The organism is Blautia sp. Marseille-P2398 (genome assembly GCF_964240315.1).
Lineage (GTDB): Bacteria > Bacillota > Clostridia > Lachnospirales > Lachnospiraceae > Blautia_A > Blautia_A wexlerae.
On the sequence record NZ_CAXSTD010000007.1, the window covers coordinates 151,414 to 174,420 of the forward strand.

The 23,007-nt window shown below is 40.6% G+C and carries 20 protein-coding genes; 15 read left to right on the forward strand and 5 right to left on the reverse strand.

The genetic code is table 11. The annotated features are described in order from the left end of the window. Window positions 1-46 precede the first annotated feature (46 nt). The gene (locus tag ACESZG_RS09915; protein WP_025577253.1) at window positions 47-715 is read left to right on the forward strand and encodes a UDP-N-acetylglucosamine pyrophosphorylase; all 669 of its coding nucleotides are present in this window, start codon (window positions 47-49) and stop codon (window positions 713-715) included. Between the two features lie 177 nt (window positions 716-892). Here ACESZG_RS09915 and ACESZG_RS09920 read toward each other — a convergent pair whose 3' ends face one another. Next, entirely contained in the window at window positions 893-1,633 is a 741-nt protein-coding gene (locus ACESZG_RS09920) for a TraX family protein (protein WP_373218071.1), read from the reverse strand. Between the two features lie 252 nt (window positions 1,634-1,885). On the opposite strand from ACESZG_RS09920, the gene ACESZG_RS09925 reads away from it, so the two are divergent. From ACESZG_RS09925 to ACESZG_RS09950, 6 genes are all read left to right on the forward strand, one after another. Continuing rightward, window positions 1,886-2,578, forward strand: a complete 693-nt coding sequence (locus tag ACESZG_RS09925; RefSeq protein WP_008707498.1) for an iron-sulfur cluster assembly scaffold protein — start codon at window positions 1,886-1,888, stop codon at window positions 2,576-2,578. Window positions 2,579-2,596: 18 nt separating this feature from the next. Next, complete coding sequence (locus ACESZG_RS09930) at window positions 2,597-3,607, forward strand: GGGtGRT protein (RefSeq protein WP_008707497.1); 1,011 nt, start codon at window positions 2,597-2,599, stop codon at window positions 3,605-3,607. 366 nt (window positions 3,608-3,973) lie between these two features. Beyond that, on the forward strand, window positions 3,974-4,288 hold the full coding sequence (locus tag ACESZG_RS09935; RefSeq protein WP_081703169.1) for a BhlA/UviB family holin-like peptide: 315 nt from the start codon (window positions 3,974-3,976) through the stop codon (window positions 4,286-4,288). 110 nt (window positions 4,289-4,398) lie between these two features. Then, a complete protein-coding gene (locus tag ACESZG_RS09940) occupies window positions 4,399-6,189 on the forward strand; it encodes a hypothetical protein (RefSeq protein ID WP_025577261.1) in 1,791 nt (596 codons plus the stop codon). A 191-nt stretch (window positions 6,190-6,380) separates the two neighbouring features. Further along, window positions 6,381-7,889: a hypothetical protein gene (locus ACESZG_RS09945; protein ID WP_343099858.1), complete on the forward strand. Its 1,509-nt coding sequence runs from the start codon at window positions 6,381-6,383 to the stop codon at window positions 7,887-7,889. A gap of 896 nt (window positions 7,890-8,785) precedes the next feature. Next, entirely contained in the window at window positions 8,786-10,291 is a 1,506-nt protein-coding gene (locus tag ACESZG_RS09950; protein ID WP_019161169.1) for a hypothetical protein, read from the forward strand. Window positions 10,292-10,694: 403 nt separating this feature from the next. On the opposite strand, the gene ACESZG_RS09955 is transcribed toward ACESZG_RS09950, so the two are convergent. Further along, on the reverse strand, window positions 10,695-10,904 hold the full coding sequence (locus ACESZG_RS09955) for a hypothetical protein (protein ID WP_019161171.1): 210 nt from the start codon (window positions 10,902-10,904) through the stop codon (window positions 10,695-10,697). 170 nt (window positions 10,905-11,074) lie between these two features. Here ACESZG_RS09955 and ACESZG_RS09960 point away from each other — a divergent pair, with 170 nt between their 5' ends. Together ACESZG_RS09960 and ACESZG_RS09965 are read left to right on the forward strand one after the other, a co-directional pair. Next, window positions 11,075-11,212, forward strand: coding sequence for a hypothetical protein (locus ACESZG_RS09960; protein ID WP_019161172.1), 138 nt, complete (start codon window positions 11,075-11,077; stop codon window positions 11,210-11,212). Between the two features lie 94 nt (window positions 11,213-11,306). Beyond that, the gene (locus ACESZG_RS09965; RefSeq protein ID WP_227567412.1) at window positions 11,307-11,747 is read left to right on the forward strand and encodes an RNA polymerase sigma factor; all 441 of its coding nucleotides are present in this window, start codon (window positions 11,307-11,309) and stop codon (window positions 11,745-11,747) included. A gap of 340 nt (window positions 11,748-12,087) precedes the next feature. Here ACESZG_RS09965 and ACESZG_RS09970 read toward each other — a convergent pair whose 3' ends face one another. Continuing rightward, complete coding sequence (locus ACESZG_RS09970) at window positions 12,088-13,395, reverse strand: IS4 family transposase (protein WP_118136687.1); 1,308 nt, start codon at window positions 13,393-13,395, stop codon at window positions 12,088-12,090. A gap of 115 nt (window positions 13,396-13,510) precedes the next feature. On the opposite strand from ACESZG_RS09970, the gene ACESZG_RS09975 reads away from it, so the two are divergent. The 5 genes from ACESZG_RS09975 to ACESZG_RS09995 all read left to right on the forward strand — a co-directional run bounded on the left by ACESZG_RS09975 (window position 13,511) and on the right by ACESZG_RS09995 (window position 16,982). Then, window positions 13,511-14,107, forward strand: coding sequence for a hypothetical protein (locus ACESZG_RS09975; protein ID WP_019161174.1), 597 nt, complete (start codon window positions 13,511-13,513; stop codon window positions 14,105-14,107). A gap of 45 nt (window positions 14,108-14,152) precedes the next feature. Next, the gene (locus tag ACESZG_RS09980) at window positions 14,153-14,812 is read left to right on the forward strand and encodes a hypothetical protein (RefSeq protein WP_019161175.1); all 660 of its coding nucleotides are present in this window, start codon (window positions 14,153-14,155) and stop codon (window positions 14,810-14,812) included. Window positions 14,813-15,149: 337 nt separating this feature from the next. Next, the gene (locus tag ACESZG_RS09985) at window positions 15,150-15,962 is read left to right on the forward strand and encodes a PD-(D/E)XK nuclease family transposase (RefSeq protein ID WP_019161176.1); all 813 of its coding nucleotides are present in this window, start codon (window positions 15,150-15,152) and stop codon (window positions 15,960-15,962) included. A gap of 15 nt (window positions 15,963-15,977) precedes the next feature. Then, window positions 15,978-16,235 carry a substrate-binding domain-containing protein gene (locus ACESZG_RS09990; RefSeq protein WP_226839487.1) on the forward strand — a complete coding sequence of 86 codons (258 nt, stop codon included), beginning with the start codon at window positions 15,978-15,980 and terminating at the stop codon, window positions 16,233-16,235. An 87-nt stretch (window positions 16,236-16,322) separates the two neighbouring features. Beyond that, on the forward strand, window positions 16,323-16,982 hold the full coding sequence (locus ACESZG_RS09995) for a trimeric intracellular cation channel family protein (protein ID WP_118569735.1): 660 nt from the start codon (window positions 16,323-16,325) through the stop codon (window positions 16,980-16,982). A 62-nt stretch (window positions 16,983-17,044) separates the two neighbouring features. On the opposite strand, the gene ACESZG_RS10000 is transcribed toward ACESZG_RS09995, so the two are convergent. Both ACESZG_RS10000 and ACESZG_RS10005 read right to left on the reverse strand, forming a co-directional pair. Next, the gene (locus ACESZG_RS10000) at window positions 17,045-18,757 is read right to left on the reverse strand and encodes an ammonium transporter (protein WP_373218076.1); all 1,713 of its coding nucleotides are present in this window, start codon (window positions 18,755-18,757) and stop codon (window positions 17,045-17,047) included. A 298-nt stretch (window positions 18,758-19,055) separates the two neighbouring features. Continuing rightward, on the reverse strand, window positions 19,056-21,155 hold the full coding sequence (locus ACESZG_RS10005; RefSeq protein ID WP_195982052.1) for a glutamine synthetase III: 2,100 nt from the start codon (window positions 21,153-21,155) through the stop codon (window positions 19,056-19,058). 405 nt (window positions 21,156-21,560) lie between these two features. Here ACESZG_RS10005 and purF point away from each other — a divergent pair, with 405 nt between their 5' ends. After that, complete coding sequence (gene purF / locus ACESZG_RS10010) at window positions 21,561-22,982, forward strand: amidophosphoribosyltransferase (RefSeq protein WP_022381205.1); 1,422 nt, start codon at window positions 21,561-21,563, stop codon at window positions 22,980-22,982. Window positions 22,983-23,007 lie beyond the last annotated feature (25 nt).

Consider the following 23,007-nt stretch of genomic DNA (forward strand, 5'->3'; position numbering starts at 1 on the left):
ATAAAAGAAAACATGTCATCATAGCGAGAGAAAAGAGGAAAATATTATGTTAAAAGATTTTACAATTGCAAACCTTCTGGATCTGAACGAAACAATCGCAAAGGATTTATTTGAAGGAAAAACATATCCATGGGAAGTATTACCGGAGATCGGAGATTTCATTCTGAAACTGGGACAGACCTTAAGTGAAGAAGAATACGACCACCCGTCAGAAGATGTATGGATCGCCAAGAGTGCCAAAGTGGCACCTACAGCCTGCATCAACGGTCCGGTCATCATAGGTAAAGAAGCAGAAGTACGCCACTGTGCATTTATACGCGGAAAAGCAATTATAGGTGAGGGTGCAGTAGTAGGTAATTCTACGGAATTAAAGAATGCGGTACTTTTCAACAAGGTACAGGTTCCGCACTACAATTATGTAGGCGATGCAGTTCTCGGCTACAAATCCCATATGGGTGCAGGTTCCATCTGTTCCAATGTAAAATCTGACAAGAAACTGGTAGTTGTAAAAGACGGTGACGAGAAGATTGAAACAGGTCTGAAGAAATTCGGCGCAATGCTTGGAGATAACGTAGAAGTGGGCTGCGGTTCTGTATTAAATCCCGGAACTGTGATCGGACGCTGCTGCAATATTTATCCACTTTCCTCAGTAAGAGGCTGCGTACCTGCAAATCACATTTATAAGTCAAAAACAGAAGTTGCAGAAAAGAAATGATTTAACCGAATCAAGTAGCGAAGGGGATTGCGAATATCCGTTTGACAAGGTATTTTTAGAAGATAATTCAAAGGATAGAAGAGGCAGGTTGTATGAAGGATATTATTTCAGTCATACAGCCTGCCCTTTTATATTTTTATGTCTGTCTGATATAGAAGATATTTGTTGTACCTGATATTACATATGAAATAAAAGTTTTCTCAGGATTACCAGAATGATAATGTGCACCGGATAAAACCAGTAAAAAACATATTTCAGAAATTTTCCTTTTACAAATCCACGTTCACCATTGTACATATTAATGGAAAGAAAAGCAAAGCAGGCTTTCCATTCATAGTAAAGCCAGCAGCTTCCGATGATCGCCTGGGCGGTTTTATCGTTGCGGAACCAGTACATGATCAGCAGGAATACAAATCCCCGCCATCCGTAATCTGCCTTCAGAAACACAGAGACAGTCAGCAGTGCCAGCACGCAGACAAGCTGCATTTTCTGATTATCCCAGAAGTATTCCAGGGCACAGAATGCCAGGTATCCCAGAAACAGGGTGAAAAATACATTCTGTTTTTCATATCTCCAGGTGTTGGTAAACATGAAGTTCCATGGAATCTCAGAGATACATGCAAATAGAAACAGATTCAGGCCATATTTCTTACGGTTATGTGTATGCAGAAATCCTTCCACTAACAGAAAACAGAAAATTGGAAAAGCGGCCCTGCCGATATCCCGGAAAATCCGATACCAGCTGTAATCCACGCCGCCGAAACTGAAAAGGGTTGCAGTTGTGGCAGGATAATTATACAGGATCATTAAGCCGGTATGGTCGATCAGCATCAGGATGATAGCGATTAATTTTAAAGTGCTCCCGCTCAGAACCTGAAATTTTGCAGGGAGAAAGGAAGCAGGTAACTTTGTTGTCATAATAGAAATCCCTTCATTAATAGAAATTAGAACTATTTTACCACAAAAAAATCAAAGATGGTTAAAAATTTTACAATTTATGACTGGACGAATCAGCACTTTTGTGAGAAAATAACACTAGGTTGTTAGGCATACTCCTCTGAAGTCATTCAGCAGACATCAGAGTTTTACCCTGTGCAGTTCATTCAGCAGTTCTGTACAGCGGCGAGTATAACAACATGAAGTTAATCTATACTTGAAAGGAGTTTTACAATGATTTATTCACGCGAAGTAGAAGAAATGTGCCCAGTTGCACAGGGCGTTCATCATGGCGCCGCTCCAATCCCAGAAGAAGCTAAATGGGTACAGGCAAAAGAAGTCAAAGATATTTCCGGTCTTACACACGGTGTTGGCTGGTGTGCACCACAGCAGGGTGCCTGCAAGCTTACATTAAATGTTAAAGAGGGTATCATCCAGGAAGCACTGGTTGAGACTATCGGATGTTCAGGTATGACTCACTCTGCAGCTATGGCTTCCGAGATTCTTCCGGGACTTACAGTTATGGAGGCACTGAACACTGACTTAGTTTGTGATGCGATTAATACAGCTATGAGAGAACTCTTCCTTCAGATCGTTTATGGACGTACACAGTCTGCATTCTCAGAAGAAGGACTTCCAGTAGGTGCTGGACTTGAAGACCTTGGTAAAGGACTTCGTTCTCAGGTTGGTACAATGTATGGAACTCTGAAAAAAGGACCTCGTTACCTTGAAATGGCAGAAGGTTATGTAACAGGTATTGCTCTTGATGCAGATGATGAGATCATCGGATATCAGTTCGTAAGCCTTGGAAAAATGACTGATTTCATCAAAAAAGGCGATGACCCGAATACTGCATGGGAAAAAGCAAAAGGTCAGTACGGCCGTGTTGCAGACGCTGTTAAAATTATCGACCCAAGAAAAGAATAATTTAGGAGGTAACAGGAAATGGCTTTATTTGAATCATATGAGAGACGAATTGACAAGATCAATTCTGTTTTAAACAGCTATGGCATTGCTTCTATTGAAGAAGCTGAGAAAATCACAAAAGACGCAGGTCTTAATGTATACGATCAGATCAAAGGCATTCAGCCGATCTGTTTCGAGAACGCTTGCTGGGCATATACAGTAGGTGCTGCAATCGCAATCAAAAAAGGATGTAAGAAAGCAGCAGACGCAGCAGCAGCTATCGGAGAAGGTCTTCAGGCATTCTGTATTCCTGGATCCGTTGCTGATACACGTAAAGTAGGTCTTGGACATGGTAACCTTGGCAAGATGCTTCTTGAAGAAGAAACAGAGTGCTTCTGCTTCCTGGCTGGACATGAGTCCTTCGCAGCAGCTGAAGGTGCTATCGGTATCGCTGAGAAAGCTAACAAAGTTCGTCAGAAACCATTACGTGTTATCCTGAACGGTCTTGGAAAAGATGCTGCTCAGATCATTTCCCGTATCAACGGCTTTACATATGTAGAGACAGAATACGATCCATACAAGAACGAAGTTAAAGAAGTATTCAGAAAAGCATACTCTGAAGGACTTCGTGCAAAAGTTAACTGCTACGGCGCTAACAGCGTTCCGGAAGGTGTTGCTATCATGTGGAAAGAAGACGTTGACGTTTCTATCACAGGTAACTCCACAAACCCGACACGTTTCCAGCATCCGGTTGCAGGTACATACAAGAAAGAACGTCTTGAAGCAGGTAAGAAATACTTCTCAGTTGCTTCCGGTGGTGGTACAGGACGTACACTTCACCCGGACAACATGGCAGCAGGTCCAGCTTCCTACGGTATGACAGATACATTAGGACGTATGCACTCTGATGCACAGTTCGCTGGTTCTTCTTCTGTACCGGCTCACGTAGAGATGATGGGTCTCATCGGCGCTGGTAACAACCCGATGGTTGGTATGACAGTTGCAGTAGCTGTTTCCATTGAGGAAGCTGCTAAGGCTGGAAAGTTCTAATCAAACCTTTTTAATCAAAGAGTCAACAAACCTAGAAAGTACCGTAGTTCCAAGGGCTGCGGTACTTTTCTTAGTTTAGATCAAAAAATGAGAAAGTAATTTGAGACACGGTGAGAAGCCTTGAAAATGACAACATAGGCAAACAGGTAGGTAACAAGTAGGCAACAGAGCGAAGGAAACAAAAAGAAGAGCCGATCACAGGAAAAGAAATGCCGCAACCACAAGGGTTACGGCATTTTTTCTATCTCATCTCTGAGTCACTCAATATCACGGATTGTATAGACCGCCTCGGTTACGTCTGTGATCTTGTGACCGGCAAGACGTTTCACAACGTACTCATCTACGCCCGCTTTTTTCGCCATCGTAATGAATGTTGTTCGGGGATCGTGCGGCCGATGTTCGGAACGAAGGTGCAGTGCGGCAACGACCTTGTTAAAACGCCCAGCGGATGCTGCATTATCTCAAGGGATATGGGCAGTATTGGCAGTATTTCTTTTGATCTACATTGTGAAATCAAATGAAAGATTTTCGGCAAGACAGGAAGAGCGGGAAAAACAGTATCAGGAATTACTGTCAGCATTAACAGAAAAATTTAATGTATTAAGTGTTATCGAGAGGGATATTACAGAGGTAAAAGAGTACATTATGGCAGATACAAAAGAAATCAATAAAAAAATATAAAAAGTAGTTTCCGAAAATAGAGAAAACGGGTTTTTATTTTATGTAAGCGCTTATGAAACAGACCAATAAAACTATAAGGGTCTGCAAAAAACAGAAGGAGGATATTTTATATGCCAGGAACATTTAATGGAAAAACACTTGTTATTTCAGCGACACCTACAGCAGGAGCAAAAATTGTGGATGCAGGAGCTGCGACGAATGTAGCGGGAATTACAATCAGCGGAGACACTATGTACAGTGTGAAAACAAGCGGAAAGGTAACAACCTTATATAAAACACCGGATTATTCAAACGCAGATGCACAGGCTGTGGCAGTTAAAACCGGTTTGGGATATTTTGCATTAGGGCTTAGCAAAATCGGCACAGAATTATTTATGCTTGCTGAAGATACAGCGGGATATGGAAATACTACAAAGATTGTAAAAATGGATACTGCCGGTAATGTTATTAAGGAGTTTGATATTGTAAGTGAATTTCAGTATGGAGCGCTTGGAATTGCACATACAGGTGCGGCAAATGAATTTTTCATTCTTGCACGAGGCTCCAACGATGCAGATAACGATACTCTGATTGTAAAAAAACTGAGATTGGAGAGTTCTAATAGTTATGAAGTAGTTCATGAATTTAAGGTTACAAACAGAGGATATGGATATACAAGCCGTATCCAGGATATTTATTACCATTTAGACTACGGTCTGTTTATTCTGACAAATGATGAATTGTCTGCCGGAAGAAACAGAATTGTACATGTGGATTACAGAAGTAATGTGAATTCATATATTCCAGACGGAGTTATTAATGTTGAGATGAAAGGGTATAAGCAGTATAATCTGGAATCTATTTGTATGAAAGCAGGTCATCTTGTACTGGCTGCAAATGTAATTACAGGAACCGGGAAAGCAGAGGACCGTTTTTCTGTCCTGAATGGAATTACTTATGAAAAAGGTACTTATAGTTTTAACTGCGCTCTTGCCAAGGGAATGAAAGTAGACAATAAGGAAATAGGAAATATTAAAACGACAAATTTTGGCGCGTTAGCATTTGATGGGGATGACAGAACTCAAAAGTTGTATGGTATAAAAGCCGGTACAAATGGAGAATATAAAGAACCGAGTAAGTGCGCAGCAGCCATTTGGGAATTTGAGGATTACACAAGCAGTACGAAGGGCGTAAAAAGACTGGCTAATAAGGTAGTACCGGGAGAGAAAAGATGTCTGTATCATGCCAATGGAATGGATATATACAATCATGAATTGTATGTTACCTGTGCGGAACCTAATGGAAAAGGTGAATATTCGGTTGTGAAGCTTACTATGGGCAGTACATCTGAAGAATGGCCCTATAATAGGTATACCTGGGAAAACCGGACAAACGCAATCAGCCATTACAAAGGCAATCAGTTTATTCTTCTTACCGAAACCGGTGCAGAGGGTGAAGAAGATAAAAAAATATATAAACTGTGTATTGTACACTTCTCAGCAGGAAAAGTTGTGGTTGATCAAACAAAATATTTTATGAATACCGGTTATGAAGTGCTTCAGGGAATCAATTACAGTGACAAATACGGATTATTTATTGTTACGACGAAAAAACTGGAATATTTTCCTAATGGTGATGTGCAAACCAGTGGAAGCAGGGTACTACACATTGATATGAGCAGAACTAAAACAATGAAATTTAAAGATGGCAAGAAATATCCTGTTTTAATTCCGGATTTTGCCTTTAACAATGAACTGGATGAATCAAAGTTCTTTAGTTTTGAAATGGAATCCGTAGCGATTGACAGAAATACAAACAATATGATTGTGTCGGTTAATGCGAACAGTCCGATTGCGGGCGATAATGGTAAACATCCGGGGGAAGACTACATCTACAGATTTTCTTCCATTGAATTTAAATAACGAAACTTATCTTCACAGAGATTGGGTTCCTGCAAAGGTAGAAAAAAGCGGCTTTTCAAGCCGCTTTTTCTGCATAGTTAAATATGTTAAATAAAAAAAGATTGTTGAAAAAATATTACATATATGATACAATTGTTAACATAAACGTAACATGATAACGAGGTATAATGATGGAAAGAAGGCAAAGTATTATGAGAAGGAGAGGCAAAACATTTTTATCGCTGTTTCTTTCTGCTGTGATCGTTACCGGTCAGCCGGTATTGGCAGCCGATTTTTCTGCTGGAGAGGAAACATTTATTTCGGAAACCACAGAGCAGGAAGGCGATGTATCGGAAGCTTCAGCTATTTTCGAGGATACTGTGGATTCAGACAGTGAAATGAGATATGAGAAATATGAGGCGACAGTTTCTAGTGAAATCCTTGATTTGGGACAGGCTGGAGTAAACGGCGGCGGTTGGGAAAGGCTAGAGATAAAAAATACAGGTACAGAGAGCTGGCAGATCAAATCCATTTCAGAATTGAATGATTTTAGACTTGAACATTTAGAGCATCCATTATTATATGAGGGAAGACTTCCGATGAAAGTTGGGAATAAGGTTAAGCCCGGAGAAGCTGTTGCAGTGGATATTTATGTAAAGCCAAATCTTTCTCAGGGGATTCATGAAGAAACTTTTGTCATGGAAACAGAAGAAGGAATTCAGGCAGAGTGCAGGATACGGGTTCTCGTTCGTGGGGAATCAGAGGAGGATTACGAGGTTAACTGTGTACCAAATAGTGGTACGAGATTTCTCACAATTACTCAGGAAGAGTACGATTCATGGGATGATGTAGAACCAGAGCCGGATATGTTGATGTGCCCATCACGGTTGATTACAATATGCAACAATGGGCAAAAACCTGTCACAGTTGATTTTGAGGATACGGAACATTTCAGGGCATGGTTCTATATTGACGAAGACACGGGAGTTGTTATGCCGGGGGAAAATACGATAATTCAGGTTTTTCCGAAAGCAGAAGAACAGGTAGCTACTGATATTTTTAAGGTTTCCATCACAGGAGGAATAGAATTATCTTATATAATTTCCCAGAATTGTCCTCATATTGCACCGCCTTATCCGGAAGGAGCAACGATAAAAGATGTGAAAGTACAGGGGTCAACTATTAAGGCAGTGGCTTATGACTGCGCAAACAGCGAAGGTTTCGATGCGGTTCTGACAAAGAAAAGCTGGGTTGACAGACCTGAGAATTATGTGAAGGTGGCGAAGAATCAGGATGCAAAGACCATCACCTTCACAAATGTAAAAAACGGCACGTATTATCTGGGAATCCATGCGTACAACAGGGATTATTATGATGGAAATGTGTCCGGGAAAAGGTTTGGGGCATGGAGTTATCCAGTAAAAGTAGTAGTAAAGAACGGAATTCCCACAGAGAGGGTGAAGATTAAAACTGTAAAAACAAGTAAAGGAGCTGTGGCTGTAACAGTTGGCGTACCAAAAGGATTTGCAAGAGCAGATATGGAACTGAGATCTACAGGCGGAACCACCGTATATAAACGGAACAATCGGACAACCTATACAAGGATTACAGGCGTGAAGCCCGGAACCTATACTCTGAGAGTCCGCCCATGGGCCAAAACTAACGGAAGGAAAGCTTACGGAGACTGGGTATCCTGGGGAAGAAGAATCAGGGTAAAATAAAAAGAAACAGGCAACTGCCCCTTGTTTAGAAAAGTTTAAATTGGTTTGAGAAAGAGAAAAGTAAATTCTGTAAAGTTGACTTTACAAAACCTGAAAAACAGAAAGAGAGCTACCAGACAGCAGAAGAAAAAAACAGAACGGACAAAAAAGACGGACTGATTACATAATAGGAAACTGAAAGTTTGAAACAAAGGGATAGTGGATAGAGAATAAATTTTGACATCACAAATAAGCCATCTTTAGGTGGCTGAAAAATTGAATATAAACGCAACACCTAATCAGGAAACTGACAAAGGATCGTCTTTGATAAAATAACCTCTTTGCTTAAGCAGATTAAGTGCCTGTGAAGTAGTTAACACTTTTTCTTTATTCACAGGACGGGAGTCAAGAAAACCTTCCGGTGTATATGGCTTTAAATCTGTGAGTATGTGCCAGATAGCGGTCAGGATCATACGGCAGCAATGACGGCTTTCTTGTGACCACGGCGTGCTTTGATGCGACGGTAACGGTCTGTAAATTCAGGATGTTTCTTATAGCACTCCCAAAAAATACTGCACATTCTTGACAACAGGTCTATGATAGAGTCAAGAGGTGATTATTATGTTGCATGATGAAACACGAAAACTGCTTATTGAAGCTTGGAATAAAACGCACAATGCAAAAGAAATCTACATCTACAGATTTTCTTCCATTGAATTTAAATAACGAAACTTATCTTTACAGAGATTGGGTTCCTGCAAAGGTAGAAAAAAGCGGCTTTTCAAGCCGCTTTTTCTGCATAGTTAAATATGTTAAATAAAAAAGATTGTTGAAAAAATATTACATATATGATACAATATGTTAACATAAACGTAACATGATAACGAGGTATAATGATGGAAAGAAGGCAAAGTATTATGAGAAGGAGAGGCAAAACATTTTTATCGCTGTTTCTTTCTGCTGTGATCGTTACCGGTCAGCCGGTATTGGCAGCCGATTTTTCTGCTGGAGAGGAAACATTTATTTCGGAAACCACAGAGCAGGAAGGCGATGTATCGGAAGCTTCAGCTATTTTCGAGGATACTGTGGATTCAGACAGTGAAATGAGATATGAGAAATATGAGGCGACAGTTTCTAGTGAAATCCTTGATTTGGGACAGACTGGAGTAAACGGCAGTGGTTGGGGGTGGGAAAGGCTGGAGATAAAAAATACAGGCACAGAGGCTTGGCATATCAAATCTATCTCAGAATTGAATGATTTTACACTTGAGCCGTTTGATTATCCGTTTCAGGGAAGGTTTCCAATGGAAGTTGGGAATAAGGTTAAGCCCGGAGAAGCTGTTGCAGCGGATATTTATGTAAAGAAAAATCTTTCTCCGGGAATTCATGAAGAAACCTTTGTCATGGAAACAGAAGAAGGCATTCAGGCGAAGTGTAGGATACGGGTTCTTATTCGCGGCGCATCTGATCAGGATTATGAGGTGAACTGCAGACCGAATAGCGGTACGAGATTTCTCACAATTACCCCTGAAGAATACGACTGGTGGGATAATACAGATCCGGATCCGGATATGTTTATGTGTCCAAAACGCAGTATATGGATATATAACAATGGAAAAAATCCTGTTACGGTTGATTTTGAGAATACGGAACATTTCTGGGCGTACCTTGATGATTATGAAACGGGGGTTATTATGCCCGGAGAAGGTACAACGGTTTATCTTCGTCCGAAAAAGGAAGAACAGGTAGCTACTGATATTTTTAAGGTTTCCATCACAGGAGGAATAGAATTATCTTATATAATTTCCCAGAATTGTCCTCATATTGCACCGCCTTATCCGGAAGGAGCAACGATAAAAGATGTGAAAGTACAGGGGTCAACTATTAAGGCAGCGGCTTATGACTGCGCAAACAGCGAAGGTTTCGATGCGGTTCTGACAAAGAAAAGCTGGGTTGACAGACCTGAGAATTATGTGAAGGTGGCGAAGAATCAGGATGCAAAGACCATCACCTTCACAAATGTAAAAAACGGCACGTATTATCTGGGAATCCATGCGTACAACAGGGATTATTATGATGGAAATGTGTCCGGGAAAAGGTTTGGGGCATGGAGTTATCCAGTAAAAGTAGTAGTAAAGAACGGAATTCCCACAGAGAGGGTGAAGATTAAAACTGTAAAAACAAGTAAAGGAGCTGTGTCTGTAACAGTTGGCGTACCAAAAGGATTTGCAAGAGCAGATATGGAACTGAGATCTACAGGCGGAACCACCGTATATAAACGGAACAATCGGACAACCTATACAAGGATTACAGGCGTGAAGCCCGGAACCTATACTCTGAGAGTCCGCCCATGGGCCAAAATTAACGGAAGGAAAGCTTACGGAGACTGGGTATCCTGGGGAAGAAGAATCAGGGTAAAATAAAAAGAAACAGACAACGGCCCCTTGTTTAGAAAAGTTTAAATTGGTTTGAGAAAGAGAAAAGTAAATTCTGTAAAGTTGACTTCACAAAACCTGAAAAACAGAAAGAGAGCTGCCAGACAGCAGAAGAAAAAACAGAACGGACAAAAAAGACGGATTGATTACATAATAGGAAACTGAAAACATGCGACAATCTGCAGGGATACCGGGGTTAGGCTGAAACACTATATCACGGAACCGTCTATGTAGTACAGCAAAATAGGCTGTCCTCATACCGAGGGTTTCCACTTCAGTAAGCCTGAGAAGTGTCAAACTGACACTTCCTCAAACATACTAAGGTCACAACTCTCATTGCATCCACAGTCACAACAAAAAATAGAGTATTCCCTTCAATGCGTGCGATATTTCACTTGTGATTGTGATCTCGTGTTTCCATACAGCCGCACGGACAAGAAATATATTCCTTTCCCTCTTTGATTTCAATAATTTCCCAGGTATGTTCATGAGAAGTGAAGGGTTTATCCAAACAGACATGTCCATGCACAGTTGAAATAGTTGCAACGATGGCCATTGTAGCAATGCACCCAATAATTAGGTTTTTTGATTTTGCTTGCATATATTTGTCTCCTTTCATTTAGTGAATACGTATAGGCGTTTGCGAAACGCCAAACACTGCATAAATACGGTGTTTTTTGTCGTTAAAATAAAATATCTCCTCAAGGTTTATGGTAAAATAGAATTGACTAGAAACTAATTAACCAATCCACCTAAAGGAGATATACCTACATGATAACATATAAACAGCTCACTTTGGCAGAAATTTTTGAATATAGAACGAAAATAAGTTTCTGCACCATTGGGGGAATACTACGAATTGTAGATGAAGATAAGAGCATGAAACAGAAATTTGAAGAGAAAGCGTAACCAAAGCATAAGAAATACGATGTTTATTATGAGAGCCTTTTTTGTTATGATATTTGCACAGGATGTTTGAAAGTACGAAATCGGAGAAAGCTGTATGGAAGATACTTATATTATAGACTTGTTCTGGAGAAGAGATGAAAATGCAATACAATTAGTTGATAAAAAGTATAATTCCACTTGTTATTCTATTGCGTGGAAGATTCTTATGAATAGGGAAGATTCCGAGGAGTGTGTAAATGATACATGGTTTGCGGCATGGCGGTATATCCCACCCCAAAGGCCGCCAAAACTGGTAGCTTTCTTAGGAAAAATTACAAGAGGATTCGCAATTGATATGTTAAGAAAAAAGCATGCGGCAAAACGGATGGATATGCATATTGCAAACATAACGGAAGAGGTAGAAAGTTTAAATACCGCTAGAACGCATATTTTAGATGAACATATGGAAGCTGAGGAACTGATAGAAATCATCAATCGTTTCCTGGGCGGTTTATCTGACAGGGACAGGGATATTTTGTCCAGAGATATTGGGTAATGGAATCCATTAAAAATATTGCCGCCAGACATAAGATGTCAGAAGGGGCAATTAAGCAGAATCTGCTGCGGAATAAAAGGAAACTGAAAAAGATATGTATAAATTTATCATACATATATTTTTATCAATGTCATTTAGATAAGCATTTCGTCTGATAAAAACAGTATATCACGTTATTTGACTTTAGAAAACATGGTTCAGTTAAGAAATATTATGTTCAATGGGAAGTCCTGTCTGCCCCCCCCAGATGACTACCTGTGAAGAACATAAAATACAATTTCGTATACCAAAAAGACAGATTGCATATCTGTCTGAAAAAGAAGTATAATAGTGATGATATTTAAGCCGCTCGATACATGAAATCCCTATTTCTCTTTGGACGGAGGCGGATAGGATATTTACGGTTGCTCCTGACTGGTGTCAGGTGCTTTTGTATGAGAAGCATGGTCTCAATTTCGTCACTGCTATGTTTTAAATATGCTCTGCATATGTTGACTGCGGTGGCGAAATTTATTTTGTAGATATGCTTTGTGTTATCTCGTGTTCTCACAACGGCCTGAGCTGTCACAAATTCGCAGAAGTTATATAGTATCATCCGGGCATTGAGTTCCTGAAGGATCCCGTCATACTTGCTGCTATGCCAGTTAACAAGACCTATGGTGTATTTCAGCTCACGAAAGCTTGTTTCCTCGCTCCAGCGCATTCTGTAAAGCTTTTTAATCTCTTCTAAGGGGAAGTCTTCTTCCGAAAGATTTGTGGCAATGCAGATGTAGGTCCCATTATCAAGAAGAATACGAACAATACGGAATTCGATATCATAATATGTACAGTTTTCATCCAGGAAATCCAGATCGGTAGTCTGCTGAAGAATGGTATACGTATTGGGATCCCCAAGAGTTTCTTTTGTATGGCGTCTGGTAAGAGTGGTTTTTATATGGGTATCGAACTGACTGTCAGGTAGATCATAAGCGGAAAGAATGCCGTTACTGTTGATGTCTTTCATGCGAATAATGAATTTCATATTCTTTTGAATAAGATGAGCAAAGACATTGAAGCTTTCATATCCCCGGTCTGCCATTAAAATTGCCGGCACAGAATCGGGATAACGGTCAGTTATGGTATTCAGTGCAGCACGTTCATGAAGCTTCTTTTTTCCCTGAACCAGAAAATCACAGTAAGTATGGTTCATGATATCGTAAAGAGCATTGACGTGAATCGCATTGTAACCCTTTTCGCCTTCATGGATAAAAGTTCTTTCATCCTCTGGGTCTCGTGCTATATTGACATCGGAACCATCACATGCTAAAAGGCGATAGCCGTGATAGGGCTGATCAGAAAGTTCCCTGCACTGTTCCACAAAAATATGGAACAGAAAGCTCCATCCTTCCGGTTGGAGTTTGAAATGCTGCTGGGTAAAAGAAGATTTTGCAGGGGCTGCAAGTGAATGCTCAAAGAAATCCAGGATTTCATTTGAAACAGATTTACTCTGCATTTGAACCATAAATTGAATATAATCATGGAAAGAAAGTTTACGATTTCCTGTGAAATCAGCTTCCGGGTTTTGGCAGAACATGAAATGAAGTTCATCCAGTTCAGCAATGCAGTTTTCGAGTGTTGTTTTTAAGTCAGCTAAAAAGTTTTGAGTCATAGGGTGCCTCCTTGAAATGTGTTTATATTCAAGGCTTACACAACATATATTGCTTATCCTGTCAAGTGTTTTTTGAAAAAAATGAGGATAAAAACTAAAGGAAGAGAGAAGAAAAATGCAGTTATATCAGTTTGAAAAAATATACTCTCAAATGGAAAAAGAGTTTGGAAAAATCAGAAAAGGTGATGAGGAAACTTACAGTATGCTTCTTTTGCCGATGGAAAGTAATGCGTTAAAAATCCATCGAAAGTTTCCCGCTTCAAACAGCAGAAGAATGAAAGAGGCAATTGCCCTTGTATTGTTTGATATTAAATCAAGATGTACCGGAGAAAGTTTTGACACGGGAAACTTTCGCAATGAGGATAATGAACGGCTTGAAACTGCCCTGCTTATGGCATTTGATCCATACACGAATAGTGAAATAAAGGAGCTGCTTATTTCCAGAGGGAGGCAGCATGAGTTAGATTTAAAGAAAATGCAACAATACTATAAGATTCCGGTAATGTGTCTGCTAAGGATTAAGGCTTCGATAGATACTTGGGAAAAGAATGCTGGAACGAATGGATACTTCGATTTTATAGAGGGATACATGGGAACATCCATTACGGGAGATGAAATGAAATATTCGGTGATGATGCAAGATTTGTACTATTTATCGTATAGCCGTCGTCTAAACAGAGTGTGTTCAAATATTCAACAACACTCTGTTTAAATTGTCACGCAGGCTTAACTAAATGACATTGAGGAATTATTATTTGTGTTAAAGATTTGGAAAAACACAATAATTCAGTTAATAAATCTGAAAATATGCAGTAATAGAAGAGAAAGAAATGACAAAATCATGAAAAAAGCTACACTATATTTACTGATGATTTCTTTGATAGGAATGCTGGAAGTGCCTGTACATGCGGCAGATGTGTATGCGGATGAATCAACGGAGTTATATTCTTTTGATGAAGGAGCAATGTGCGATGATGATTTCGCAACGGAGTGTCAAGCAGACGTGAGCGATAAAAAACTACAGCAAGATTTTGAATCGGCCATGAAAGATGGAATTGGTCTGGGACTGGATGATTTTTTAGAAACTTCATATTCTGGAAACAGCACTGGCTCAACGCAGTCAGACAGTGAGGCCGAAGTATTAGAGGCAGATTTTGAAGCTGCTATGCAGGATGACAACATAAAACTATCAGAAGCAGGAATTGAATCCATGAATTTGATTTCCACTAATGACGACAATATAGACGCAGAATATGCCGCTGAAATTAATGAGTGGGAATCAAAGCCAATTTTAACAAGGGCTGCTTCGACAGTGAGCAGGGTAGAGTATGGACAGCAGTGGAGAATATACAGAAAAAGTGACAATGCAACGATGGTACAGTGGGTTTTAAGGGGACTGTTCTTATATAATGGCTAGCCAGTGTAAACAGACATCTATGAACTGATATAATAATGCATCTAATACTTTTACGGTTACTTCAAAGTCACACTATCCATCCGGAATATATGCAGTGGGAAATTGCAAAGCGGTACAGAAAAAGGGTGGAAAATTGTATTCACATGTTCTCCGGATTGGGGTAACACCTACAGGAAAAGTAGTTAAGTAACAATGATGTTGGAAATGGCAGAAGTAAAAAATACCATTTAAGACCTGGAAGAGGATGCATGATTCTCTTACTGTTTTGTCGAAAAAATCTTATTGCATAAGTATAATGAAAGCATTTATAATAAGAATATGAAAAGAAAGTGAATGAATGCAGGTGTTGAATTTAGACGAGAAAAATACAGAACGCATGGACGCCATTAACAAGTTTACGTTAATGGATGATACGTTTATGACACAGGTGTTTTCCAGTGATTTAGAGTGTACTGAGGAACTCTTGAAGATCATTTTAAAAAGAGATGATCTGACGGTAACGAAATCTGTTACACAGTTGACGATTGGAAATTTGTTTGGACGATCTGTCAGATTAGATATATACGCTAATGATTCCGAAGGAAAACAGTACGATATCGAGGTCCAACAGGATGATAGTGGGGCAGTACCAGAACGTGCCAGATTAAACAGCTCATTATTTGATACCAGACTTACAACATCAGGAAGTAAATATACAGAGATGCCAGAGACATATATCATATTTATAACGTCTAATGATGTGTTGGTAGGTGGACTTCCGATTTATACAATAGAAAGAACAGTACAGGAAACAGGGAAACTGTTTAATGATAAAGCACATATTGTATATGTAAATGGCTCTTACAGAGGAGATGATGAGGTTGGCTGGCTAATGCATGATTTTAACTGTGTTAATTATCACGAAATGCATAATGCAAAAATAGCTGCGAGAGTAAGATATTTTAAAGAGGAACCGAAAGGAGTGGCTGATATGTGCAAGACGATGCAGGTAATTGTAGATAGAGAACGTGATGAGGCAGAAGTAAGCAGAAGTAAAAAAATCGCATGGAATATGTGGAAAAATGGAGAGCATGATCTTGATAAAATTGCAGAGACCACATTGCTGTCCGTTGAGCAGGTACGAGAGGCTATTACACAAAAGAAAGCGTAAAATCTATTACAGAGGATGTTGCAGTTCAGGGTTCTTCCGATACTGAAGCGGCTGTCTGATGATATTTCTATTGCAGGTTATGATGGAATTGATATTGCGAAAATTCTGGAGCCAAAGCTCACCACCCTTTGTCAGGACACAGCGGCAATTGGCAGGATAGCTGCGGAGAAGCTGATCGATCTGATTGAGAATCCCAAGACTACGTTGATTGATCGTTTCTCAGTAGACGGAGCTTTGTTTAAGGGAGCGTCTGTGAAGAAAATAAAAAAATAAGATGTCTAAAAAAGCAGGATCCTGCTTCACATAAGTTATAAAAAATGATATAATTTATGAACTAAAATGTAAAAGTCAGAGGTTAATATGGATTATCAGAGTATTATAACTTTTTTTATGGAAATGGCAGGTACGGTTGCTTTTGCTGCTTCCGGGGCAATGGTAGGTGTAGAACGGAATATGGACATTTTCGGTGTGAGCGTACTGGGTGTAGTTACAGCTGTAGGCGGAGGTATGATCCGGGATATTGTGCTGGGGATTATTCCACCTAATGTGTTTACAAATCCGGTATATGCCTTGGTGGCTACCATTACTTCCTGTGTGGTTTTTCTGGCTTTTTACTGGAAACGGCAGCTTTTGGAAGGGCATATGCGGCTTACCTATGACAGAGTCATGTTGGTGATGGACTCTATCGGTTTAGGAATTTTTACGGTAGTGGGAGTGAATACAGGAATTCGCAGTGGATATATGGATAATGTGTTTCTCCTGGTATTTCTGGGAACGATTACCGGAGTAGGGGGAGGCCTGATGCGTGATATGATGGCAGGAGTACCGCCTTATATTTTTGTAAAGCATATTTATGCATGCGCATCTATTGTAGGAGCGGTTGTATGTGTGTACATGAATCGTTTTGTAGGAAATGTGGAAGCTATGATGGTAGCCTGTTTCGTAATCATACTGATTCGGTATCTGGCAGCACATTATCGCTGGAATCTGCCCAGATTGCATAATGGTAGTGAACAATAAAAAGGAGTCCGGAATAAATCCGGGCTCCTGACCTTATAGCAGGATATTTATTGATTGCTTATTTATTTTGTATCCTGGAGAGCGAGATAACCTTCTTCGCCTGTACGGATCTTAACGACATTTTCAATGTCATATACAAATACTTTACCATCACCAATCTGACCGGTATGGAGGACTGCCTTGGCAGTTTCAATAACTTTCTGTACAGGTACGAGACTGACAACAATCTCAATCTTGATCTTAGGAAGAAGATTCATTTCCATCTCAACACCACGATAGTAGGATGGAGCACCTTTCTGTACACCGCATCCGAGAACGTTCGTAATAGTGATACCTGTAACACCGATCTCGTTCATTGCCTGCATAAATTCATCAAGCTTATTCTGACGGGTAATGATAACAACTTTTGTAAGTTTATGAACGCCTTCTTTCGGAAGTTCGGGAACTGATTCAGCAGGAGCAGAAGGTCTGGCTGTGACAACAGGAGCTTTTATGGAAGTTCCCATAGGAGTCGGAACGCCAGCCATTGCGAAACCGTCATAAGCACTTGCAAGACCATGTTCTTTGGAGTCAAGACCTGCGATCTCTTCTTCAGCTGAAACACGAAGTCCGATTGTATGTTTGATTACCTGGAAGATAATTGTCATAGTAACAACAACCCATGCGATTGTGATGATCATACCTGTGAACTGAACACCAAATCCATGGAAGCCGCCACCTGTAAGAAGTCCTTTCCAGTCTGTGCCTGATCCATCGGAGAAAAGACCAACTGCAAGAGTACCGAAAGCACCGTTTAAACCATGAACACCGACAGCACCAACAGGGTCATCGATTTTCAGGACTTTGTCAATAAATTCAATACCAAATACTACGATAAAACCGGAAGCAACACCGATGATCGCTGCAGATGTAGGAGAAACTGTATCACATCCTGCCGTGATTGCTACAAGTCCTGCAAGAGAACCGTTCAGAGACATGGAAACATCCGGTTTTTTGTAACGTACCCATGTGATGATCATAACAGTTACAGTTGCAACAGCTGCTGCAAGGTTAGTAGTAACGAAGATTTTACCTGCACTTACAATTGCATCGCCTTCCATGCTGACTGTGGAAGCGCCGTTAAATCCGAACCAGCAGAACCAGAGGATAAATACACCTAAAGCACCAACTGTAAGGTTGTGCCCTGGGATAGCTTTTGATTTGCCACCCTTTGTATATTTACCGATACGAGGTCCAAGGATGATGGCACCAATCAGAGCTGCCACACCACCTACCATATGTACTGCACAGGAACCTGCGAAATCATGAAATCCCATCTGGCTGATAAATCCACCGCCCCAGATCCAGTGTCCGGATACTGGATATACAACAAGACTGATCATAAGGCTGTAGATGCAATAGGAAAGGAACTTGGTACGTTCTGCCATTGCACCGGAAACAATTGTTGCGGATGTTGCACAGAATACTGTCTGGAAGATTAAGAATGCCCAGAAAGGAACTCCGTCAGGAAGCATTCCTGAACCATAGTGTGCTTCTGTTGCAATACCACCGATCTTTCCGATAAATCCATTACCTGCACCGAACATCAGACCGAAGCCGACCAGCCAGAAGACCGGGGTTCCGATACAGAAGTCCATCAGGTTTTTCATAATAATGTTACCTGCGTTTTTGGCTCGTGTGAAGCCTGTTTCTACCATTGCGAATCCGGCCTGCATAAAGAAGACCAGCGCGGCGCCGACCAGCACCCATATTGTGTTTACTGCGGAAAATTCCATAATAATATTCCTCCCTCATAAAAATTTCCTCATATTTTATAAAATGCAAAAAGCGCAATGTCTGGAAATGTAACCAGTTCATCGCGCTTTTGCGAATATAAAATCCATATTTATACTGTATTGTATAGCTGATGTAATAAAAAAGACATTTCGTGCGACCGTATGCAATACAGCTTAAAATCAAAATTATATGTAAAACAGGGGAACATCAAAATATCGTGTGATTAATGGATGAGGAAATCGATAATGAATTATGAAGTAGAGTTCATAAAGATATTCCCCTGTTATTACCTGTTAGTTAAACGGAAAACAGAAGCTTGTCATATGTAGGATATGGAAGCAGTGCATCCGGGATCAGAGTTTCTGCTGCGTCTACAGATTTTCTGAGTTCATCCATATCAGAAAGAACAACTGTCTGGTATGCTTTTGCATTAGCCAGAGGATCTTCTGTAGCAAGTGCTTTGGCAGTGTCTGCCCTTAAGGTCTCAAGACCTGTGGAAATCTCATCAGCAAGCTGTGACAGCTCTTTGATCAGTTTTCCTTCAGAAGCTGTGCTGACATCTGAAACAACTGATTTTTTAGCAACAGCAGTAGCTGCAACTTTGTCGATATATGCGAATACAGATGGAAGGAAATCCTTCTGTACCATTTCAACCATAGTATTGGACTCAATGTTAAGAATCTTGGAATAGGATTCCAGCCAGATCTCATAACGGGATTCAATTTCTTCTTTTGTGAAGATATGATATTTGGTAAAGAGTTCAATATTCTTGTCTGCGATCCACTGAGGAAGAGCATCCGGTGTGGATTTCAGGTTAAAGAGACCACGTTTTTCAGCTTCTTCAATCCATTCGTCTGTATAACCGTTTCCATTAAAGATAACACGTTTATGATCAATAATTGTCTTCTTGATCAGTTCGTGGATTGCATCCTCCATCTTGTCTTCCGGTACATCCTTTAACTGTTCTGCAAACTGGTGAACACACTCAGCAACAGCAGTGTTTAAGATAATGTTCGGGTTTGCAACAGAAGCTTCGGAACCAAGCATACGGAATTCGAATTTGTTACCTGTAAATGCGAATGGTGAAGTACGGTTTCTGTCTGTATTGTCTTTTACGAAATGTGGAAGTACTTTTGCACCGATATCCATCTGGACTGCGCGGCTTCCTGCAAAATATTCGTCATTTTCGATAGATTTTAATACTTCTGTCAGTTCATCACCGAGGAATACGGATACAACAGCAGGCGGAGCCTCGTTTGCACCAAGACGGTGATCATTTCCTGCACTTGCTACAGAAATACGAAGTACATCTGCGTATTCATCAACTGCTTTGATAACAGCTGTCAGGAAAATCAGGAACTGTGTATTTTCAGCAGGTGTTTTTCCCGGATCAAGGATATTTACACCGGTATCTGTAATCATAGACCAGTTGTTGTGTTTACCACTTCCGTTGATTCCCTCAAATGGTTTCTCGTGAAGAAGGCATACAAGTCCGTGCTTGTCGGCAACTTTCTTCATTACTTCCATTGTTAACTGGTTGTGGTCAACCGCAACGTTTGTTGTATCGAATACAGGAGCCAGCTCGTGCTGTGCAGGAGCAACTTCGTTATGTTTTGTTTTGGCAGGAATACCAAGTTTCCAGAGCTCTACATCCAGGTCATGCATATAAGCTGCAACACGAGGTTTCAGAGCACCGAAGTAATGATCTTCCATTTCCTGACCCTTAGGAGCAGGAGCACCGATCAATGTACGTCCGCAGAATACAAGGTCTTTTCTCTGCTTGTATAATTCCTTGTCTACCAGGAAGTATTCCTGTTCAGGACCTACAGTTGTATTTACGTGTTTGACATCTTTATTACCTATTATATGGAGAAGTTTTGTAGCTTCTTTATCAAGTGTCTGCATGGAACGAAGGAGAGGGGTCTTTTTATCAAGAGCTTCTCCGCTGTAGGAGCAGAATGCTGTAGGAATGTAAAGAGTTCCGTCTTTGATGAATGCCGGTGATGTCGGATCCCATGCTGTATATCCTCTTGCCTCGAATGTGGCACGAAGACCGCCTGACGGGAAACTGGAAGCATCCGGCTCACCTTTTACAAGTTCTTTACCTGAGAAATCCATGATCACCTGACCATCTCCTGTAGGAGAAATGAAACTGTCATGTTTCTCTGCAGTTACGTTTGTCATTGGCTGGAACCAGTGAGTATAATGAGTGGCGCCGTTCTCGGTAGCCCATTCTTTCATTGCAACAGCAACGGAGTTGGCAACATCAAGTTCAAGGTGTGTACCGCTCTCGATTGTTTTCTTTAATGCTTTGTACATGTCTTTTGGCAGTTTACTTCTCATTACTTTGTCGTTGAAGACCAGGCTGCCGTACAGTTCAGGGATATTCTGTGCCATATAGGTACTCTCCTTTCGGTTTGCAATATTTTCTGAATATGTGTAGTGCCGCTGCAGATCACCATTGTGACTGCCTGCGGTTTTCGTCTCATAGAAAATTCCTCATCGAACATTTTCTATGAAACGAAAGTTTTATAAAACGAAAAAAGCGCCCTGGATGAGATCTCTGTAGATCTTTCCAAAGCGCCTTTGCTTTATGTGCTGTACTATAAACGAAATGCAAACAGATGTCAAGCACTTTTTTTGAAAAAATTTTTGAGATATGGCAAAAAAAGGATAGGTTGACAAATTTGTTTCTATTATTATAATTTGATTTTGGAACCCGTCAAACATAAGAAAACAATGTCATCGGGTTTTGAAAGTAAAGTTAAAGTCAGACAAGAGAATACGATCGGAGGAAATCAGATGGCTGGAATAAAAGAAGAGTGCGGCGTCTTTGGAATTTATGATCTGGATGGCGGCAATGTAGTTCCGTCCATATATTATGGACTGACTTCCCTGCAGCACAGAGGACAGGAATCCTGCGGACTTGCAGTTTCTGATACTAAGGGAGAGCGTGGAAATGTGAAGTTTCATAAGGATCTGGGACTTGTAAGTGAAGTTCTCAGACAGGATGTTGTCCGTAAATATGAGGGAGATATTGGTATTGGTCATGTAAGATATTCCACAACAGGAGCTTCTGTTGCAGAGAATGCACAGCCCCTTGTTTTGTCTTATGTAAAGGGAACTCTTGCACTTGCACATAACGGAAATCTGGTTAATACACCGGAACTGAAATGGGAACTGATCCAGAATGGAGCGATTTTCCATACAACTACAGATTCAGAGGTTATTGCGTTCCATATCGCAAGAGAACGTGTGCATTCTAAAACAGTAGAAGAGGCAGTGCTAAAGACTGCAAAGAAGATCAAAGGTGCATATGGTCTGGTAGTTATGAGCCCGAGAAAACTGATCGCAGTCCGCGATCCATATGGACTGAAACCATTGTGTCTCGGTAAAAGAGGAAATGCTTATGTTATTGCTTCCGAGAGCTGTGCACTGACATCTGTAAGTGCGGAATTTATCCGTGACATTGAGCCGGGTGAGATCCTTACGATCACAAAAGACGGACTGAAGTCAAATAAAGAGCTTGCGTCTGCTGCTGCAAAACGCGCGCATTGTGTGTTTGAGTATATATATTTTGCAAGACTTGACAGTACCATTGATGGGGTGAAGGTCTATGATGCCAGAATCCGCGGCGGTAAATCTCTTGCCAAGTCTTATCCTGTAGAGGCAGATCTTGTAACAGGTGTACCGGAGTCCGGACTCCCTGCTGCAAAGGGATACTCCGAAGCATCAGGAATCCCGTTTGCATTTGCGTTCTATAAAAACAGCTATATTGGAAGAACATTTATCAAACCGACTCAGGAAGAACGTGAGTCCAGTGTTCATCTGAAACTGAGTGTGCTGGAATCTGTTGTAAAAGATAAGAGGATTGTTCTGGTGGATGATTCTATTGTTCGTGGAACAACCATTGCAAACCTGATCCACATGTTAAAAGAGGCGGGAGCAAAGGAAGTGCACGTACGTATCAGTTCACCGCCATTTTTACATCCATGCTATTTCGGAACGGATGTGCCGTCAAATGATCAGCTCATTGCAGCCAGCCACAGCACGGAGGAAATCTGTAAAATGATCGGAGCAGATTCGCTTGGCTACATGCAGACAGATTATCTGGAAGGAATGGCGGGCGGCCTGCCCTTATGTAAGGCATGCTTTGATGGAAATTATCCGATGGAGATTCCGGATTATACAAATGCGGAGTTTGCAGATATTGTGAAGTGTTAAGTCGCAAAAATTCATAAAAAATGTA

Bases quoted from the DNA above. Each gene is read 5' to 3' on its own strand.
- ACESZG_RS09915 (WP_025577253.1), top strand. From the start codon at position 47: ATGTTAAAAGATTTTACAATTGCAAACCTTCTGGATCTGAACGAAACA.
- ACESZG_RS09920 (WP_373218071.1), bottom strand. From the start codon at position 1,633: ATGACAACAAAGTTACCTGCTTCCTTTCTCCCTGCAAAATTTCAGGTT.
- ACESZG_RS09925 (WP_008707498.1), top strand. From the start codon at position 1,886: ATGATTTATTCACGCGAAGTAGAAGAAATGTGCCCAGTTGCACAGGGC.
- ACESZG_RS09930 (WP_008707497.1), top strand. From the start codon at position 2,597: ATGGCTTTATTTGAATCATATGAGAGACGAATTGACAAGATCAATTCT.
- ACESZG_RS09935 (WP_081703169.1), top strand. From the start codon at position 3,974: ATGAATGTTGTTCGGGGATCGTGCGGCCGATGTTCGGAACGAAGGTGC.
- ACESZG_RS09940 (WP_025577261.1), top strand. From the start codon at position 4,399: ATGCCAGGAACATTTAATGGAAAAACACTTGTTATTTCAGCGACACCT.
- ACESZG_RS09945 (WP_343099858.1), top strand. From the start codon at position 6,381: ATGAGAAGGAGAGGCAAAACATTTTTATCGCTGTTTCTTTCTGCTGTG.
- ACESZG_RS09950 (WP_019161169.1), top strand. From the start codon at position 8,786: ATGAGAAGGAGAGGCAAAACATTTTTATCGCTGTTTCTTTCTGCTGTG.
- ACESZG_RS09955 (WP_019161171.1), bottom strand. From the start codon at position 10,904: ATGCAAGCAAAATCAAAAAACCTAATTATTGGGTGCATTGCTACAATG.
- ACESZG_RS09960 (WP_019161172.1), top strand. From the start codon at position 11,075: ATGATAACATATAAACAGCTCACTTTGGCAGAAATTTTTGAATATAGA.
- ACESZG_RS09965 (WP_227567412.1), top strand. From the start codon at position 11,307: ATGGAAGATACTTATATTATAGACTTGTTCTGGAGAAGAGATGAAAAT.
- ACESZG_RS09970 (WP_118136687.1), bottom strand. From the start codon at position 13,395: ATGACTCAAAACTTTTTAGCTGACTTAAAAACAACACTCGAAAACTGC.
- ACESZG_RS09975 (WP_019161174.1), top strand. From the start codon at position 13,511: ATGCAGTTATATCAGTTTGAAAAAATATACTCTCAAATGGAAAAAGAG.
- ACESZG_RS09985 (WP_019161176.1), top strand. From the start codon at position 15,150: ATGCAGGTGTTGAATTTAGACGAGAAAAATACAGAACGCATGGACGCC.
- ACESZG_RS09990 (WP_226839487.1), top strand. From the start codon at position 15,978: ATGTTGCAGTTCAGGGTTCTTCCGATACTGAAGCGGCTGTCTGATGAT.
- ACESZG_RS09995 (WP_118569735.1), top strand. From the start codon at position 16,323: ATGGATTATCAGAGTATTATAACTTTTTTTATGGAAATGGCAGGTACG.
- ACESZG_RS10000 (WP_373218076.1), bottom strand. From the start codon at position 18,757: ATGGAATTTTCCGCAGTAAACACAATATGGGTGCTGGTCGGCGCCGCG.
- ACESZG_RS10005 (WP_195982052.1), bottom strand. From the start codon at position 21,155: ATGGCACAGAATATCCCTGAACTGTACGGCAGCCTGGTCTTCAACGAC.
- purF (WP_022381205.1), top strand. From the start codon at position 21,561: ATGGCTGGAATAAAAGAAGAGTGCGGCGTCTTTGGAATTTATGATCTG.